The 16,701-nt window shown below is 50.6% G+C and carries 12 protein-coding genes; 7 read left to right on the top strand and 5 right to left on the bottom strand.

All coding sequences use genetic code 11. The features are described 5' to 3' along the window. Positions 1-29: 29 nt before the first annotated feature. Together AB1656_10795 and AB1656_10800 are read right to left on the bottom strand one after the other, a co-directional pair. Entirely contained in the window at positions 30-1,190 is a 1,161-nt protein-coding gene (locus AB1656_10795; protein ID MEW6235864.1) for an NAD(P)/FAD-dependent oxidoreductase, read from the bottom strand. Next, entirely contained in the window at positions 1,187-3,361 is a 2,175-nt protein-coding gene (locus tag AB1656_10800; protein MEW6235865.1) for a hypothetical protein, read from the bottom strand. The genes AB1656_10795 and AB1656_10800 overlap by 4 nt, the downstream gene beginning before the upstream one ends. Before the next feature lie 221 nt (positions 3,362-3,582). On the opposite strand from AB1656_10800, the gene AB1656_10805 reads away from it, so the two are divergent. Beyond that, positions 3,583-3,987: a carbonic anhydrase gene (locus tag AB1656_10805; GenBank protein MEW6235866.1), complete on the top strand. Its 405-nt coding sequence runs from the start codon at positions 3,583-3,585 to the stop codon at positions 3,985-3,987. Between the two features lie 2 nt (positions 3,988-3,989). Here AB1656_10805 and AB1656_10810 read toward each other — a convergent pair whose 3' ends face one another. Continuing rightward, the gene (locus AB1656_10810) at positions 3,990-4,541 is read right to left on the bottom strand and encodes a prepilin-type N-terminal cleavage/methylation domain-containing protein (GenBank protein ID MEW6235867.1); all 552 of its coding nucleotides are present in this window, start codon (positions 4,539-4,541) and stop codon (positions 3,990-3,992) included. A gap of 298 nt (positions 4,542-4,839) precedes the next feature. On the opposite strand from AB1656_10810, the gene AB1656_10815 reads away from it, so the two are divergent. Then, positions 4,840-6,024, top strand: coding sequence for a Gfo/Idh/MocA family oxidoreductase (locus AB1656_10815; GenBank protein MEW6235868.1), 1,185 nt, complete (start codon positions 4,840-4,842; stop codon positions 6,022-6,024). 14 nt (positions 6,025-6,038) lie between these two features. Here AB1656_10815 and AB1656_10820 read toward each other — a convergent pair whose 3' ends face one another. Beyond that, the gene (locus AB1656_10820; GenBank protein ID MEW6235869.1) at positions 6,039-6,314 is read right to left on the bottom strand and encodes an Lrp/AsnC ligand binding domain-containing protein; all 276 of its coding nucleotides are present in this window, start codon (positions 6,312-6,314) and stop codon (positions 6,039-6,041) included. A 398-nt stretch (positions 6,315-6,712) separates the two neighbouring features. Between AB1656_10820 and AB1656_10825 the strand changes: the two genes are divergently transcribed. The 5 genes from AB1656_10825 (at position 6,713) to AB1656_10845 (ending at position 10,967) form a co-directional block, all read left to right on the top strand. Then, entirely contained in the window at positions 6,713-7,402 is a 690-nt protein-coding gene (locus AB1656_10825) for a response regulator (protein ID MEW6235870.1), read from the top strand. A gap of 10 nt (positions 7,403-7,412) precedes the next feature. Beyond that, positions 7,413-9,212, top strand: coding sequence for an ATP-binding protein (locus AB1656_10830; GenBank protein ID MEW6235871.1), 1,800 nt, complete (start codon positions 7,413-7,415; stop codon positions 9,210-9,212). Between the two features lie 246 nt (positions 9,213-9,458). Further along, positions 9,459-9,716 carry a type II toxin-antitoxin system PrlF family antitoxin gene (locus AB1656_10835; protein MEW6235872.1) on the top strand — a complete coding sequence of 86 codons (258 nt, stop codon included), beginning with the start codon at positions 9,459-9,461 and terminating at the stop codon, positions 9,714-9,716. A 3-nt stretch (positions 9,717-9,719) separates the two neighbouring features. After that, positions 9,720-10,136 carry a PIN domain-containing protein gene (locus AB1656_10840; GenBank protein ID MEW6235873.1) on the top strand — a complete coding sequence of 139 codons (417 nt, stop codon included), beginning with the start codon at positions 9,720-9,722 and terminating at the stop codon, positions 10,134-10,136. A 135-nt stretch (positions 10,137-10,271) separates the two neighbouring features. Then, positions 10,272-10,967: a DUF1080 domain-containing protein gene (locus AB1656_10845; protein ID MEW6235874.1), complete on the top strand. Its 696-nt coding sequence runs from the start codon at positions 10,272-10,274 to the stop codon at positions 10,965-10,967. A 42-nt stretch (positions 10,968-11,009) separates the two neighbouring features. Here AB1656_10845 and AB1656_10850 read toward each other — a convergent pair whose 3' ends face one another. Then, on the bottom strand, positions 11,010-16,649 hold the full coding sequence (locus AB1656_10850; GenBank protein ID MEW6235875.1) for a protein kinase: 5,640 nt from the start codon (positions 16,647-16,649) through the stop codon (positions 11,010-11,012). Positions 16,650-16,701: the final 52 nt, after the last annotated feature.

The following is a 16,701-nucleotide window of genomic DNA, read 5'->3' on the forward strand; positions in this document are numbered from 1 at the left end:
TCTGACGGAAAGTCGCATTCTGTTTACGATTAAACAAATTGCCCGGCGGCGAAACCCGATGCCCAGGCCCATTGAAAATTGTATCCGCCTAAATGGCCTGTCGCGTCGACCGCCTCGCCGATGAAAAACAAACCGGGAACTTTCGCCGCTTCCATTGTCTTCGGCGAGAGTTCCCGCGTATCGACGCCCCCAACCGTCACTTCCGCTTTTTCGTATCCTTCCGTTCCCTCTATTAGAATCCGCCAATGATGCAGCGAGTGCGATATGGCTTGAATTTGTTTTGGGGAATATTGATTGACGGGACGATTCTCTCCATGAATCTCGCACCATTTTTGCGCCACTCTTTTGGGGAGATATCGGCTAAGCAAAGTGCAGAGCTGCAGGGTGGAACCGGGTTCGACGCTATCGGCCAATTCCATCCCCGGCAATAGATCGAGAGCGAGATCGTCGCCTTCGCGCCAATAGGAGGAAATTTGCAAAATCGCCGGACCGCTCAATCCCGTATGCGTGAATAAGACGCTGTCCGTAAATTCCTTTCCTCCGCAGTCAACGCAAGCCGTAAATGAGGTTCCTCGCAATTCGCTCCAAATCCGCCGTTCCGTTTCCGCAATGCGCAAGGGAACCAGCCCCGGACGCAATTCTGTTACCTTCAAACCGAAGCGTTGCGCTGTTTCGAAGGCGAAATCCGTCGCGCCCAATTTAGGAAAAGACAGTCCGCCAGTTGCAATAACCAGCGATTCGGATTCTAACGTTCCCTGGTTTGTTTGTAGGGAGAAACAAAGATTTTTCTCTGCTGCGGCAACGCGGCAATTCAGGCGCATCTCCACTCCCGCGCTCTCGCATTCCTCCCGCAGCATCTGCGCCACGCGGCGGGAGCCGTCATCGCAAAAGATGCGTCCGTCTTTTTCTTCATGCCACGCGAGACGGCGCTTGTCCATCAACGCCAAAAAATCTTGCGGCGAAAATCGCGCCAAGGCCGATAGGCAAAATCGGGGATTGGAAGATATATAGGCGTCCGCATTGGCGTATAGGTTCGTGCAGTTGCAGCGTCCCCCGCCGGAAATTTCGATTTTCCGGCCTATGCGATCGTTATGTTCGATCAATAGAACGGAGCGTCCCCGGCGCGCCGCCTGAATCGCGCAAAACATCCCCGCCGCCCCGCCGCCAATGACAACGACATCCTTTTTCATTGCGGCGCGAGACGAATAACGTCCCCTTCCTCGAAATGGATAGGAATGCCTTCATTGGCGGTTGCAATGCGAACCGTGGATTCCGCTACTTTGTCTCCCGCCGCGTTCGTGCGGCTTATGCTCCATGAACCAGGAACAACATAGACGTAAAACGGTTGTTCCGAATTTCCTTTTCCTGTGAGCGTAATAACATTCCCCTCGGCGAGAATATCCAAAATCATGCGATGAAGATGGATGCGCGTGATTTTCAATTGCGGCCAATCCTTCGGCAATTGGGGCTGAATCTGAAATCCATCGCCGCGCGGACTAAATCCCAAAAAGCCGCGCAGCATGAGTTGCGGGACGAGAAGGCTTTCGAAAAATTCCTGATCCAATCCCAAGCCGCCCGCATGGCCGCCGCCTTGCAGCGTGCCTCGGCTCCCGTCTTTGTAATATTCGCGATAGCCGCCGCCCGCTTGAACCTCGTCGAACCAGCGGATAATTTCTTGCAAGCGTTTCCAGGCGTTATCCGGCCCCAAGACTTTCAGCCGCGACATCAAATCCTGATAGGAGAATCCCAACACGGCCCCGCCGTCCTGCACCTGGCCGCCCCACGGAATCTTTTCCGGCGAGTTCCAGAACCAGCCGTAATATTCGATATTGCGCTTCGTCGTCGCTCGGGGCGCGAAGCGCCAATGATAAATATCCTCTCCTTGCGACGTATCATCCTTAACTATGCGGTCGCCGTTCAACCATGACAGGATCGATTCCGCTTGGCGCGCTGTGGCAAAATCGTAATAGATCGCCTCGCAATTGAGGAAAGTGAATCCATAATCGTAAGCGACGCCGTCGTCGTCGATGCCGCAGAAAAAGCGTCCGGTTTGGTTATTCCAGAAAAGGCGGCCCGCAATCGCCTTGACTTCCTCGGCGTGGCGGCGCAACTCTTCCGGATCTTTGCGCATAGGGCTGCTGGGCAGATTCCATTCCGGATGGGCGGCGATCTCCCTCTCCAGCGAAATCATCGTATTCAGCGCATCGTAATAATGGATCGTAGCGTAAGCGTCCTTGCGTCCCATCGGCAAAAGATCCCAATAGTTATTGCCAATGCCGCGACCGGGGTGGATGATCTTCTTTCCGTCCTCCGTTAATTCCAATCCGCTGCGTCCGTCATGCCCGGCGAAAGGCGTCATGATGCACTTTTCTTTCAAGCCGCCCTGATTTTCCATCAGGTAAAGCAAAGCCAGCCTCATCCGGTTCAAGTTCTGGCGCAGGAAATTCAAATCGCGCGTCCAGCGAAAATATAGGGCGCAACCCCGAACGTAATTTTGATTATTGATATTGTGCCGCGTGTCGTATTGCGTAAACAGCGCCTGGATTCCCGCCGCAGCGCCGGAGGGGGGATTGTCGAATTGTATCCCCAGCCGCGTGATGCGTCCTTTCCAGGCGGGTGATTTGAATACGGGGATCATCGTAAAGACGATTCCCTGATCTTGGCGAATCGGCTCGAAATAAAACCGCCGTTCTGGACCGAAGGCGGGATTTTCTTCCGTCGTCCACTCCAAATAGGGTTGAGCATTGTCCAATCCCGAGGCGCGCCAGCGCAACTGGATGAAGGGCGATTGATCCGGCAAGATCGAAAGCGTCGGCGTGTGAATGCTTGCTCTCTCCTGCGTTAGTTCGATATTCCAAGCGTCATTGGCGATTCCTTTGTCCGCGCCGCCAGTTAATTCCCAACCTTCCTGCGTTTTGACGGACGTTCCATGCCATCCCTGCGGTACGCCCTGGAGGGAGAAATGCCAGCCCCATGTTCCCTCGCCTCCCTGTTTCCAGAATGGAAATGGCCAACCCAATTGATGAGCGATCGAGTTGTGTTGATGCGTAGCGACATAACCGTCGGAGTCGATGATTCGTTCCGAAAGCGCCTTAGCCCAACGCCGCCGCATATCGTTCATGCGGCCGTCCGTCTCCACGGCGGGCCAAAGCGAAGGACCGGAAATCCATTCGTCCCATAACGTCGCCAGCGGCCCGGAGGGCAGATAATGCAAATAATTGAGTTCCCGCAACGACTCCATCGCCTTTTCCTGGCCGGGAACGATATAATGAGGGAAATCGTCAGGAACATTTAAAGGCGCATCCGCTCCAGCGGCGGCAAGAGGGAAGGAAAGCATTATTATAAAAAGAAAATATCGCATAATGGAAGTCGCTTTCTTTACGCAGATTGAATAAATCTTTGGGGATTAGGATTCATAGGAAATTACATGGCGTTTCATTCATTTTTCTCTTGTCTTTTTGTCTAAATCTTATATTGTTTTGACCTATTGCGATTGTCAAGCGAGAGCCGGCGCCGCTAAGAAGCCGAATCTTGACATGTTCATGGTTTCATAACTGCTATCAATTAAAAAGGGGAGATTCGATGCCAAACAATAAATTCGCCACTGTCATTACTTGCATGGACGGCCGCATTCAACTTCCCGTGAACGAATGGATTCGAAAAACATTCAACGTCGATTACGTAGATACGATCACGATGCCGGGACCGAATAAAGTTATGGCTAAAGGATACTTTGGGGAGATGGATTCCATTCGGCAAAAAGTCAGGATATCCGTCGAAGCTCATGGTTCCAAAGTTCTTGCCATCGTAGGGCATTACGATTGCGCGGGAAATCCCGTTACCAAAGAAGAGATCGTTAAACAGATCCAAGCCAATATAATCCGCATAAAAGATTGGGGATTGCCGCTGGATTTGGTGGGATTATGGGTGAACGATCGATGGGAAATCGAGACCGTCGCCGAATCTAAGCGGCGGACGGCGGGATAACCTCACGGACCGAAGATGATAATATCTCCCTGGCTGATCAACCCATTCGTCGCATCGAAAATGGGGGATGCCCGCATGTCCTGGACTTCGGATAAATTATCCGGCCCTTGGCTGGAGAGCAAGTATTCCGCATGAAGCGGCGCGCCGGAGGAATTTTTGATGGTCCAATCCAAGAGAGTGATGGGCCAGCCGCAGGATTTATCGCGATTGATATAGAAATATTCTTTGGATGCGAACGTACTCGTCCGGCTGCCCTCTTGGGAATTGAACGGATCGACGGCGGGAACATTGGCGTAAGCCACCGGCTTGAAAATCTCTCCCGCGCGGAATTGCACGTCGCCCATAATCTCCAACGTACAAGAGGGCGGATAGCCGGACTCGTCAGCCCGATACATCTCGATGGCCGTCTTCATCGCCCGCAAATCGCCTTCCACGCGGGCGATTTTGGCCCGCATCTGCGCATTGAGAAAATTGGGAACTGCGATCGCCGCCAATATCCCGATAATGGCGACGACGATTAACAATTCGATGAGAGTAAATCCCTGATTCCTCATATTCATTCTTCCTTCAACAATTTCTGATAACTCATGTTACGCACGAAGGCCATTTATTAAGGAATTTGCCGTCCTAACAATTCCTCTCCCAAGATTGGGAGAGGTTAGGTGAGGGTTGATTTGTTTAAACTTAAAACCCCTCACCCTAACCCTCTCCCAAAGGGCGAGGGAATGGTAATGCGTAACATGAGCTGATAAATCGTGGTTCTGCGTCCCTATTGTACTTCTATTTTTTATGCTATTTCTATGGCGTAATCATATATTTTTTTAGATTGAAACGTTAGAACGGAGAATTATTATGGCGAATCCACGGCATCCTGACAATAATAAAATTCATCGGCGAACGTTTATTATGGGGTTTTCCGCCGCCAGCATTCATGCGGCCTTTGCGGAATCGTCCGCCGCCCAAAAAATCCGCATCGGCGTCGTTGGCGGTGGATTCGGATGTTCATTCTATTGGCATGAACACCCCAACTGCGTTGTGGCCGCCGTCAGCGATCTGCGCCCGGACCGGCGCGACCGGTTGGTTCAAACCTATCATTGCGATCAGGTCTACGAGTCCCTCGAAAAACTTATTCTCGACAAAACCATCGACGCCGTCGCCGTCTTTACCGGCGCTCCCGATCATGTGCGCCATTGCTCCGCCGTCATGAACAGCGGCAAGCATGCCCTTTCCGCCGTTCCCGCCGCCATGAGCCTGGAAGAATGTCAAACGCTGATCGACGTAAAAATAAAAACCGGCATGACCTATATGATGGCGGAAACGAGCTATTACCGCCAGGAAGCCATCACCGCCCGCCAATGGTACAAGGAAGGAAAATTCGGCAAAATCTTTTCCATCGAAGCGGAATACCACCACGACATGACCCACGACGGCCCCGGCCTCATCTATTACAATGGACAACGCACTTGGCGCTACGGCTTTCCGCCCATGCACTATCCTACTCACGCCTTGGCTTTCGCCGTGAGCGTTACCGGCGAACGCATGACCCAAGTCTCCTGCATCGGCGACCGGGCGGCCGGCAATCCCGTCTATCAAGAGAATGCCTATAACAACAATCCTTTCTGCAACGCAACGGCGCTCTACAAAACCAATAAGGGCAACGCCGTCCGCCACGCCGAATTCCGCCATGCGGCGGCGGGCGTCTGCGAGCGGGCGCAATGGTATGGCGACAAGATGAGTTTCTTCATGCCCACGCCGAACGGAACGCCCGCTACGATTTTCCGCATCGGCGAAAAGCCGGAAACCTACAATCAGCCGATGCACTGGAAAACCGATCTTTTGCCGGAACCCTTGCGGCATGACAGCGGACACGGAGGATCGCACACGTTTATTACCCACGAGTTCATAACTGCCCTGCGGGAAAACCGCAGGCCCGCAGTCGATGTTTATGAAGCCGCGGCCTATACCGCGCCGGGAATTGTTGCCCATCAATCCGCGCTGAAAGACGGCGAACTCTTAACCGTCCCCGATTTTGGATGAACGGATTCCCCTATTCAATCTCCTAGATGGAATCCTTGATCCAGCGTCCGATTGAGGTATTGGCGGAAAGCGAAAATCGTCGTCGTCTTGACGATGCCGGGCACGGCGATCATATCTTCCGTAACCAATTTCGACAACGTTTCGTTTTCCGGGACGCGGACGACGGCGATAAGGTCCCATTCGCCGGCAACGCTGTAGACTTCGGAGATTCCAGGCAGATTGAGAATCTCCTGCGCCGCGCCCGCAATGCGGTTGCGCTCGGCGGATATCAAAATGAATGCAGTCACCATAAGCATCGCCTCTTTCTGCCCATACGGCATATTCTATACGCGCGCATCCTTTCATGATAACGGAGTTGAAGAAAAAGGAAAGGAAAACGGCCATTTCCGTCTTTCATGGCAAAATCTCGTCATTATTCCCAAATCGTTTTTTGTTTATATAGGAAAGATCGGAGCTATGTTAGAATCCTGTTAAAAGTATGAAAAAACGGCGTAATAAATCTTTCTCTCCTTGCCGCTTGTTGTAACGCTTATTAAGCTTGGAGCGATCGATTGGGATTCATGGCGGCATGGTTGCCGATAGGGAACGATCCCAAAAGCAGCGATCGGTTTTCAAAGGCAAGCGGTTGGAAAAAGAAATACATCGGATGGAGCCGCCTTCATTCCCCAGCGCGGACAAGGAAACGAATATGGCAAGGGAAAACATACTGGTCGTCGATGACGAAGAAGATATTCTCAGTTTAGTGGAATACAACCTCGTCAAAGAAGATTTCAACGTCAACTGCGTGATGACTGGCGAGGAAGCATTAAGCCGGACGCGGTCGGCGGCGCCCGATTTGCTCGTACTCGATCTGATGCTGCCTGGCGTAGACGGCCTCGAAGTCTGCCGGATTTTAAAAAACGATCCCCAGACGAAAGAGATTCCTATCGTAATGCTAACGGCGAGAGGCGAGGAATCCGACGTCGTAAGAGGATTGGAACTCGGCGCCGACGATTATATTACCAAACCGTTTAGCCCAAATATTCTCCTGGCTCGCATCCGCGCCGTTCTGCGCCGGAAATCCGTCACCCCCGCCGACGAAAATTCCATCTTGAAAATTCATGGCATCGAAATTCATCCCGGCCGCCACGAAGTTCTCATCCATGGCGCTACCGCCGACTTAACCTTAACGGAGTTCCGAATCCTTCACTATCTGGTTCGCCGCCCAGGATGGGTTTTTACCCGCACTCAAATCATCGACGCCGTACACGGAGACGACTATCCCGTGACGGAACGCTCCGTAGACGTCCAGATCGTCGGCTTGCGCAAGAAACTGGGAGATTGCGGCAAATATATCGAAACCGTACGCGGCGTCGGTTATCGCTTCCAGGATTCGTAAGGATTCGCACGTGCCGAAAAGACGATTGCAGTGGAAGCTTTATCCTTCCTACCTTCTGGTTACGGTCTTCTCTCTTATCGCTGTAGCCGGATATTCTACGATTTCTATGCGCGCCATGTATTTGTCCTTTTTGCAATCGGAATTGGAATCCTACGCCCGTCTCGTAAAAAATCAAATCGAACGCAAAAATCTCCCTTTGGACGCGAGTTGGGTAGACCCCATTTGCAAAGAGGAAGGAGCTTTGATTCCTCCGCGCCTTACCGTAATCAGTTCGACAGGCGAGGTCGTCGGCGAGTCGGAAGAAAATCCTCATGATATGGAAAATCATCTCCACCGTCCGGAAATCCAAGACGCTCTGCGTATGGGCTTCGGCAAAACCGTCCGTTACAGCAACACGGTGGAAAAGGAGATGATGTATATCGCCGTCTCCCTGCAAAAAGACGGCGAGACGATAGGAGTGGCTCGCGCCGCGCTTTCCACGTCCGCCATCGCCAAAACGACGAAGGATATTTTTCGGCAGATTTTTATCGGCGGAATAGCCGCTATTATCATTGGCGCGATCGTCAGTTTCGCCATTTCCCGCCATATCAGCCTTCCGCTCGTCAAACTGCAGGAAGGCGCTGCGCGTTTCGCCAAGGGCGATCTGAGCGCGAAATTGGAAATCGCCCATTCGGAAGAAATCGACGAATTGGCGGAAGCGATGAACCGTATGGCCGCTCAATTGAACGATCGCATCCGCGCCATCGTCCGGCAGCGCAACCAACAGGAGGCGATTCTCTCCAGCATGGTGGAGGGCGTGCTCGCCGTTGACGGCCGCCAGCGGCTGATCGGCATGAATCAATCCGCCGCCGAGTGGCTCGGCGCAGCCTCCGCCGCCATGGAAGGCCAGCCGCTGGACGAAATCGTCCGCAATAAGGAACTCCGGATCTTCGCCGCTAAAGTTCTCTCTTCTCCTCAACCCATCGAAGGCGAAATTATTTTGGATGAGGAAGAAGTCCGCTTTATCCAGTTGCACGGTTCTCCGCTCTGCGATGCGAACGGCGATCAGATCGGCGCCGTCATCGTTTTGGACGACGTTACTCGCCTGAGGCGATTGGAAACCATACGGCGCGACTTCGCCGCCAATGTATCCCACGAGTTGAAAACGCCTATCACCTCCATCAAGGGCTTCGTCGAAACCCTCATCGACGGCGCCATCGACAACCGTGAAGACGCCATGCGTTTCCTGGGCATCATCGCCCGCCAATCCGACCGCCTGCAAGCTATCATCGAAGACCTTCTCAGTCTCGCCCGCATCGAACAGGACGAACAGAAGGAAAACATCCCGCTGGAGTTTTTGTCCCTGCTCCCCGTGATTCAATCGTCCATCGAATTCTGCAAGATGAAGGCTTCGGAAAAGAATATCGCTTTCAATATGGTTTGCTCGCCCGAAATCCAGGCGAAAATCAATCCGCCCCTCTTGGAGCAAGCGCTGGTCAACCTCATCGACAACGCCATCAAATACAGCGAGGAAGGCGGACGCATCAAAATCGAAGCCTTATCCGCCAAAGAGGAAATCCTTCTGAACGTGCAAGACTGGGGATCGGGCATTCCCCAAGAACATCTGCGCCGCATCTTCGAGCGCTTCTACCGCGTCGATAAAGCCCGCAGCCGCAAATTGGGCGGTACCGGCCTAGGCCTGGCCATCGTCAAACACATAGCGCTGGCGCATCGCGGAAGCGTCTCTGTCGAAAGCTCCCCCGGCAAGGGCAGCGTCTTTACTATTTGCCTGCCGTCCCCCAATAAGCCCCATGGAACGAAAAACGGTTAGCCGCCAGATCTCTGCGGGTAAATGGCGAGGGCTGGACTTGTTGTTCATGGCCATGGAAGGATAAAAACGCAGCGAGGCGGACTTTACTACTCTCCATTTTTATCAAGTCCGCTCCTCGAATTCCTAATACCATCGAATGGCAATCGATGATTCTTGGCGCATACGCCGTTCAATTTTTCCAATAGGATTTACAATACAAGGAATAATCTATATAATAATGAGTAATATAAAAGTAAGGAAATCGCAATGCCGCAATCGACCGTAACCGAAAAAGGCCAAACCACCGTTCCCGTCCAAGTGCGCAAAGCCATGAACCTGACGCCGCATCAAAAAATTCAATGGGAAATCCAGCCGGATGGGTCGGTTTTAGTCCGCCCCCAATCCAGCGCTCTCGATCTGTATGGCAGCCTCAAGCCGAAGAAAATCTTTCCCGGAATACGAGAAGAAAAAGAGTCCGTGCGCCGGGCGGTCGCCCATCAAGCAGCCAAAGAAGGGATCGATTGAACCATGGCGGAAAGGATGTTGGCCGATACGAATGTCTTGATCCGCTTTTTAACCGGAGAGCCTCCCGCACTGGCTCAAAGGGCGCGCGCGTTGGTTGCGTCCGCCGATGCGGGGGATGTGGATTTGGTTGTTCTCCCGCTGATTGTCGCCGAAACGGTCTATACCTTGGAATCGTACTACAAAATGAACGCGCCGATCATCGTCGCTAAATTGACGGCTTTTCTTCAAAGCCGGGGAGTCGTTGCCGAAGATGAAAACCTAGTTTTAGAGGCTCTCAAACGCCATGGGTCGAAGAACATTCATTTTGCCGACGCTTACCTGGCAGCCTGCGCCGTTGAAAGGAGTATGCCGGTAGTTTCGTTTGACCGGGATTTTTCCAAGTTTGACGATATCCGCTGGATCGAACCCAAAGGACGCTAAGCGCGGGATCTTTGGCGGACATGGATAACGCTTTGAACCTATCCTGCATTCCTTCCTTGTCTTTTCTTCGCTGTTTCGCAATGGTAAGATTGGTTAGGTAGGCATCATAATTCAGGAATGAGAAAGGATGATGAAATGAAAATATGGCGTATATGGATGTTTGCGGCCATCATAAGTTTGCTTGCGGCGCCCGCGGCGATGGCGGCCGATTCTCGGCCTTTGACGAAGCCTCCCAAAGGCGAGGAATGGAAGCCCCTTTTCGACGGCAAAACCCTTGCGGGATGGCATACGAAAGTTCGGCCCGACGCGCATAACCTGATGAGCTGGGCCGCCGTCAATGGCGTGCTCGTTAACATTCCCCCCGCCGGCGAAGACCTTCACGGCATCGACCTTGTCAGCGATGTGGAGTTAGGCAGCCATGAACTCTACATCGAATTCATGGTCCCCCAGGGCAGCAACAGCGGCGTCTATATTATCGGCCAATACGAGATTCAAGTGCTCGATAGTTTCGAAAATAAGAAGCCTGCGAAAATCGACTGCGGCGGCATATACGACAAGATCGCTCCCAGCGTCTTCGCTTCGCTGCCTCCCGGCTATTGGCAATGTTTTCACGCCATTTTCCATAAGGCAATCGTGAAAGATGGCAAAGTAATTCAGAAACCGCGCATAACGGTTTACTATAATGGCAAAAATGTCATCGACAACGTCGAAATCGAAGGCGTTACCGGCGCCGCGCTGAAAAATGAGGTCGTCGAAACCGGCCCCACCTACCTCCAAGGCAATCATGGCATGGTTTTATTCCGCAATATCTACTACAAACCGTTCGAGTAATTAACCGCGAGAAATAGTGCAAATTACAAACCCCCTGCAAAATCAGGGGGTTTTTTGTTTGGCAAGCCTCTCGCGCCAGTATTCCCGTTTATATAATTCCACGCGCTCTTCGAAAGGCGCGATGGAATCAGCTGGATAATCTTCTTCACGCCATGGAAATGCATTCCACACTTTTGGAGCGCCGGAATCATATTCTACGATAATTCGTTTGCCATCGGGACTGAATGACACGGATTTAACGCTTGAAGAACGCCCTTCTAGGCTGATTAATTCTCTACCCGTATTAGCGTTCCACACCTTTACTGTACCATCTCCCATGCCACCTCCTGTAACAATGCGCCGTCCATCCGGACTGAACGCTAATGAAGCAACCGGACCGGAGTGACCTCTTAGAGTAATCAGTTCCTTCCCGGTTTTTGCATCCCATACTTTCGCTGTTTTATTAATCGCGCCTGTTGCTATTTTTTTTCCGTCAGGACTATAAGCTGCAGGCATATTTCCTTCAAAGATGAAAAGTTCTTGACCTGTTTTCGCATCCCAAACTTTTGAGAGATCTTTTTTGGAATTTTCTCCCCATCCTGAATCCCATCCTGTTGTAACGATATGAGCGCCGCTTGGACTAAATACGGCGGATGAAAACGAAAACTTACCAGTCAAACTCTGGCTCTGGCTATCGATGATTGTTTGGCCGGTTTCAATATCCCATACTTGTGAACCATCAACGTCTTTGGTGATAATACGCTTTCCATCCGGGCTAAAAACCACTGAATTAACCATGCCTGATAAGCCGCTAAGGCTTATGACCTCTTGTCCTGTTCTGGTATCCCATATCTTTACTTCATCGCTTGATTCACCTAACCCATCTAAAAACAATTTGGGTGATTTATTATAACTAACAGTAACAAAATGCTTGCTGTCTGGAGTGAATGCCATCAAGTCAATCGAGCTGATTAAATTGGGCAGTCCCTTTATAGAAATAATTTCCTGACCAGTTCTCGTATTCCATATCTTTTTAGCATGATCCTCATACTCTGTGGCAATACGTTCGCCGTCTTGACTAAAAACTATAGTAATGATACTGGCGGAATACTTTTCGAGGCTGGTTATTTCTTGGCCGGTCTCAGCATTCCATACTTTTACGATCTTAAACATACTCCCCGTTGCAATTTGTTTCCCATCTGGACTGAATGCCATATACAATACTGGAGCGGAATGTCCTTCTAGGCTGAACAGTTCTCGCAAGGTTTCGAAGTCCCATATTTTCACTGTATTGTCCTGACATCCCATAGCTATTCGCTTACCATCCGGACTGACGCCTACAGACAAAAATACGCTCGTAGAATTATCGAGACGATTAATCTCACGTCCCGTTTCGGCATCCCACACGACCAAATTTATTTCGTCTAGATTAAAAACTGTATTATCAGTAAACACTTCTACTTTTTTACCTGGACTTACCGTAACAATGCGATTGCCATCTGGATTGAACAACATCGAATAGACGAAACCGAAAACGCCCTCAAGAGAACTTATTTTTGTGCCGGTCTTAGCATCCCATATTTGTATCTTCTCTTCACTATCTTCCATCCCTGGCCCTGGTTGACCTTTTATCCAACTCCTCGCGGCAATCCGCTTTCCGTCTGGGCTGAATGCCTCAAATACTAATATGTTGGCATGATCTTCAATAGTAGTAATTATTTGGCCTGTCTCAGCATCCCACACTTTAATTATATTGCCCTCGCTCACCGTTGCAATTTGTTTCCCATCCGGGCTAAAAACCGCAGAATGCACCGGTGCGGAATGCCCTTCTAGGCTGACAAGTTCATTCCAGGTTTCGGCGTCCCATACCTTTACTGTATTATCCTGCCCCCCCATAAGAATGCGCTTGCCGTCCGGGCTGAATACTTCTGGGGTAATCCCAACTGAATGCCCTTCGATTTTAGGGATCTCTTGAGCTGTCTCGGCATCCCACACTTTCGCACTTTTGTCCCCATGCCCGGTAACGATGCGTTTGCCATCAGGACTGAATGCCGCCGAAACAACCTTGCCCGCGCGTCCTTCTTGACTTGTAATCTCCCGACATGTTATCTCTCGACCAGTTTCGGAATCCCATATCTTTATTTCATCGGCGAATTTTTCTAACTCATCATTTGACAATTTGTTCAATCCCCCAGAACTCGCAGTGATAAAATGCTTACCATCTGGATTGAATGCCATTAAATGCGTTGAATCAGAAATCCCCTTGAGGCAACGGATTTCATGGCCTGTTTTAGCATCATATATAGTAATAATTTGATCATTTTCTATCTGATTTATTGTTGCAATAAGTTTGCCATTTGGACTGAAAACCGCTGGATAGACCGAGGAAGAACCCCCTGCGAGAGTTAAGATTTCTTCGCCCGTCTCAATATCCCAAACTTTTGTTGTTTTACCCCAACTCCCCGTAACAATACGCGAGCCGTCCGGACTGAATCCCAAAGAGGAAATCCGGCCGGAATGCCCATCCAAACGATGAACTTCACTCCCTGTTTCCGCATCCCGCACTATCGCTGCATTGTCCTTGTCCGATGTAACAATAAACTCGCCTGTCGGACTAAGCGCCGTTTTCTGCTCTGAAAGAGAAGGATATTCTTCGAGGATATTAGCACCTTGGCAATTCTCGAGATCCCACACTTTCGCCGTACTGTCATTACTTACCGTAACGATGCGTTTGCCGTCTGGACTGAATGCGGCTGACCGAATCGCAGCGGTATGTCCTTCAAGACTTATGACTTCTTGTCCAGTCTTGAAATCCCATACTTTCGCCGTTTTGTCCAAACTCCCTGTGACGATGCGTTGACCATCAGAGCTGATTGACACACAAGTAATAATCATTGAATGCCCTTTTAAAGTTTTGATCTCTTGACCAGTCTCAACATCCCACAATTTCATTGCACCTCCTAATCCTGTATAGGTTAAAACGCGCTGACCATCCGAGTTGAACACGGCATAGGTAACCGGATCGGAATCCCTATGTGAATCCCCATGTTTGAGACTAATGACTTCTTGACCAGTCTTGGAATCCCATACTTTCGCTGTATGGTCAAAGCTTCCTGTAACTATTCGTTCTCCATCCGTGCTGAATGAAGCAGTAATAACAGGACCGTAATGCCCTTTGAGGCTTTTTATCTCCTGGCCAGTATCAGCATCCCAAATTTTTGCTGTATTGTCGTTGCTTCCCGTAAGAATGCGTTGGCCGTCCGGGCTGAATGATGCAAATACAACTTGGTTGGTATGCCCTTTGAGGCTTTTCATCTTTTGCCCCGTCTCGGCGTCCCACACTATGGCTGTGAAATCCTCACTCCCTGTAACGATGCGTTTAGCATCAGGACTGTATTCCACTGAGGTTATTGGCCCCGTATGTTTATCTAAAGTGATTACTTCATGCCCTGTTTCTAAATCCCACAATTTCGCTGTGTTGGCATTATTATGAACAACCTGACCCGACATAAATCCTTCTGTTTCAACCATACTAACCATATCCACCATAACAATATGCTTACCGTCTGGGCTGATTGCCATTGTTAAAAAATTACCGGGAAGACGGAACGCCTCCCTGCCAGTTTCAGCACTCAACACTATGCCGCCATCTGCGATAATGTGAGTGCTGTCTGGACTGAATGCCACCGAAGTAACATAATTTGAAATCTTCTCGGAACTCATAATCTCCTGGCCGGTCTCCGCGCTCCACACTTTTACTGTTCCATCCGCGCTCCCCGTGACAATGCGTTGCCCATCAGGGCTGTAGGCGACAGAACTTACCATATTTGAATGCTTATTGAGAGTGAATAAATCCTGGTTGCAAAGCAATTGGTATCTTCCCCACTCCCAATTTCTGAATTGAGAAGGGCAGGCCATCAGCAATTCACGAGCGCGATCGAAACGTAAGTTTTTAATGCACTCGCCAGCAAATCCAATATTCGAATAATATTGCTCGCGTTCGGCGATATGACGTTGAATTCTTTCGCGTCTTAATCCATACCCCAATGCAATGGAAAGTAAAATGATAATTCCCATTAAAAATGAAGACGCCATAGTGATCCTCCGGCGGAATTTCGCTCTGCGTTTTGCTTTTGCTTGTTCGGCTAGTCTTTCTCGGCGGCTGCCCAACGAGCGCAATTGTTGAACCAACTGCCCCGACGCCGTAAAACGATCTTGTGGATTTTCCGCGCAACAATGAGCTATATCCTCTTTCACTAATGGATCGTTGATGTTCTCCGACCACCCCATGGCTAGCGGACGAGATAAATCACCAACTAATAGCTGATATAAAACAACGCCAATAGAGTAAATATCCGACCGTATCGATGCCGGTTTTCCGGCAATCAATTCCGGAGCCATGTAGAGATGCGTACCCGAACGCGAGGCGCTCTCTTCCGCCAATAGAGTCTGCGTAAAGCCCGCTCGCGTAATCCCCGATAGTGATTCGGTCGAGATCACTTGGCCGATGCCGAAGTCCGTTAACTTGACCTGGATATCTCCCGGCGATATTCCCCGGCCGCCTATGAGGATATTCGAGGGTTTTATGTCCCGATGGATGATGCCCGCGTCATGAGCGGCTTGAAGTGCCTGCGCGGCTTGAATGACGATCTCTATGCGGGTTTCCCAAGGGATATTCGTTGCGCCGCCGCGTCCATCCCACCATGTCAACAAATCTCTTCCTTCCACATATTCGGTAACGATATAGTAGGGAGGCTCATCGAAAAAAACATCGTGCAGCCGTACGATGTTGGGATGTTCGCCGATATGTTCTTTCAGAATCCGGAACAGCGTTACTTCCCGTTTGAGAGAACGCACCCGGTCGGCCCGGAAGCAAAACTTGAAGACGCGGCATTCCTTGAGTTTGCGATGGCGCGCTTTCCATACTTCCCCAAATCCTCCTTCCCCCAGTTTCTCTTCCAAAATCCATTCCGTTCCGGGAACCGCAATTTCCAACGCCGGCCGCCATCCCAGCACCGGCTCGCTATCGGGAGAAATGCGGCGATAGGCTTTTTCCGAATCCGGGGGAGGAACGAGCGGCGCAATGCCTTTCTCGCCGACCTCGCAAATTTCCAGCGGCTCTTCCACCCCTTTCAGCGCATAGGGGCCATGATTCAGCCAGGACAATTCGCCAACGCTCTCCAGTTCCTGCCCTTTTAAAACTTGCCGGGCGTTATCGAACACCGATCGAGTCATCAGAATTTGATCGGCATAGCTCAACGACATGACCCGCGCGGCGCTGTCTACTTGAATGCCGAATAAATCTTTCGCCTTCGGCAAGTCTTCTCTTTCCTCGATAATCACCTCTCCCAGATGAATCCCAATCCGGTCATAGAGGGGAAGAGGAGTCTCTTTGCTTAATGCGCGCAGTTTTGTCTGCAACAAGAGCGAGAATTTAACGGCGTCGGAAGGTTTGACGAATACGATGAAAAACGAATCGCCGGACGTATCGATTTCTTCGCCTTCGGGAAAGGAGGAAAGAAGCTCGCGAACCAGAGTATGATGGCGTTGGATCAGCGCTACCCCTTTTTGATCGCCCAAATCCTGCTTGATCTTGGTGGAGCCGACGATATCCGTGAACAGGAGCGTGAGTAGAGCGGTTCGATGCTTGAGCCGGAATTCTTCAACTTTATTGCGATGCTGCGGAGTGATTTGCAGATCCATATTAGCATACCCCTTTCCCGAGCCGGAGAATCAGGCTGCTATACTGATGGCT

It is taken from the genome of Candidatus Omnitrophota bacterium (assembly GCA_040755155.1).
Taxonomy (GTDB): Bacteria; Hinthialibacterota; Hinthialibacteria; order Hinthialibacterales; family Hinthialibacteraceae; genus JBFMBP01.

Bases quoted from the DNA above. Each gene is read 5' to 3' on its own strand.
- AB1656_10795 (MEW6235864.1), bottom strand. From the start codon at position 1,190: ATGAAAAAGGATGTCGTTGTCATTGGCGGCGGGGCGGCGGGGATGTTT.
- AB1656_10800 (MEW6235865.1), bottom strand. From the start codon at position 3,361: ATGCGATATTTTCTTTTTATAATAATGCTTTCCTTCCCTCTTGCCGCC.
- AB1656_10805 (MEW6235866.1), top strand. From the start codon at position 3,583: ATGCCAAACAATAAATTCGCCACTGTCATTACTTGCATGGACGGCCGC.
- AB1656_10810 (MEW6235867.1), bottom strand. From the start codon at position 4,541: ATGAGGAATCAGGGATTTACTCTCATCGAATTGTTAATCGTCGTCGCC.
- AB1656_10815 (MEW6235868.1), top strand. From the start codon at position 4,840: ATGGCGAATCCACGGCATCCTGACAATAATAAAATTCATCGGCGAACG.
- AB1656_10820 (MEW6235869.1), bottom strand. From the start codon at position 6,314: ATGGTGACTGCATTCATTTTGATATCCGCCGAGCGCAACCGCATTGCG.
- AB1656_10825 (MEW6235870.1), top strand. From the start codon at position 6,713: ATGGCAAGGGAAAACATACTGGTCGTCGATGACGAAGAAGATATTCTC.
- AB1656_10835 (MEW6235872.1), top strand. From the start codon at position 9,459: ATGCCGCAATCGACCGTAACCGAAAAAGGCCAAACCACCGTTCCCGTC.
- AB1656_10840 (MEW6235873.1), top strand. From the start codon at position 9,720: ATGGCGGAAAGGATGTTGGCCGATACGAATGTCTTGATCCGCTTTTTA.
- AB1656_10845 (MEW6235874.1), top strand. From the start codon at position 10,272: ATGAAAATATGGCGTATATGGATGTTTGCGGCCATCATAAGTTTGCTT.
- AB1656_10850 (MEW6235875.1), bottom strand. From the start codon at position 16,649: ATGGATCTGCAAATCACTCCGCAGCATCGCAATAAAGTTGAAGAATTC.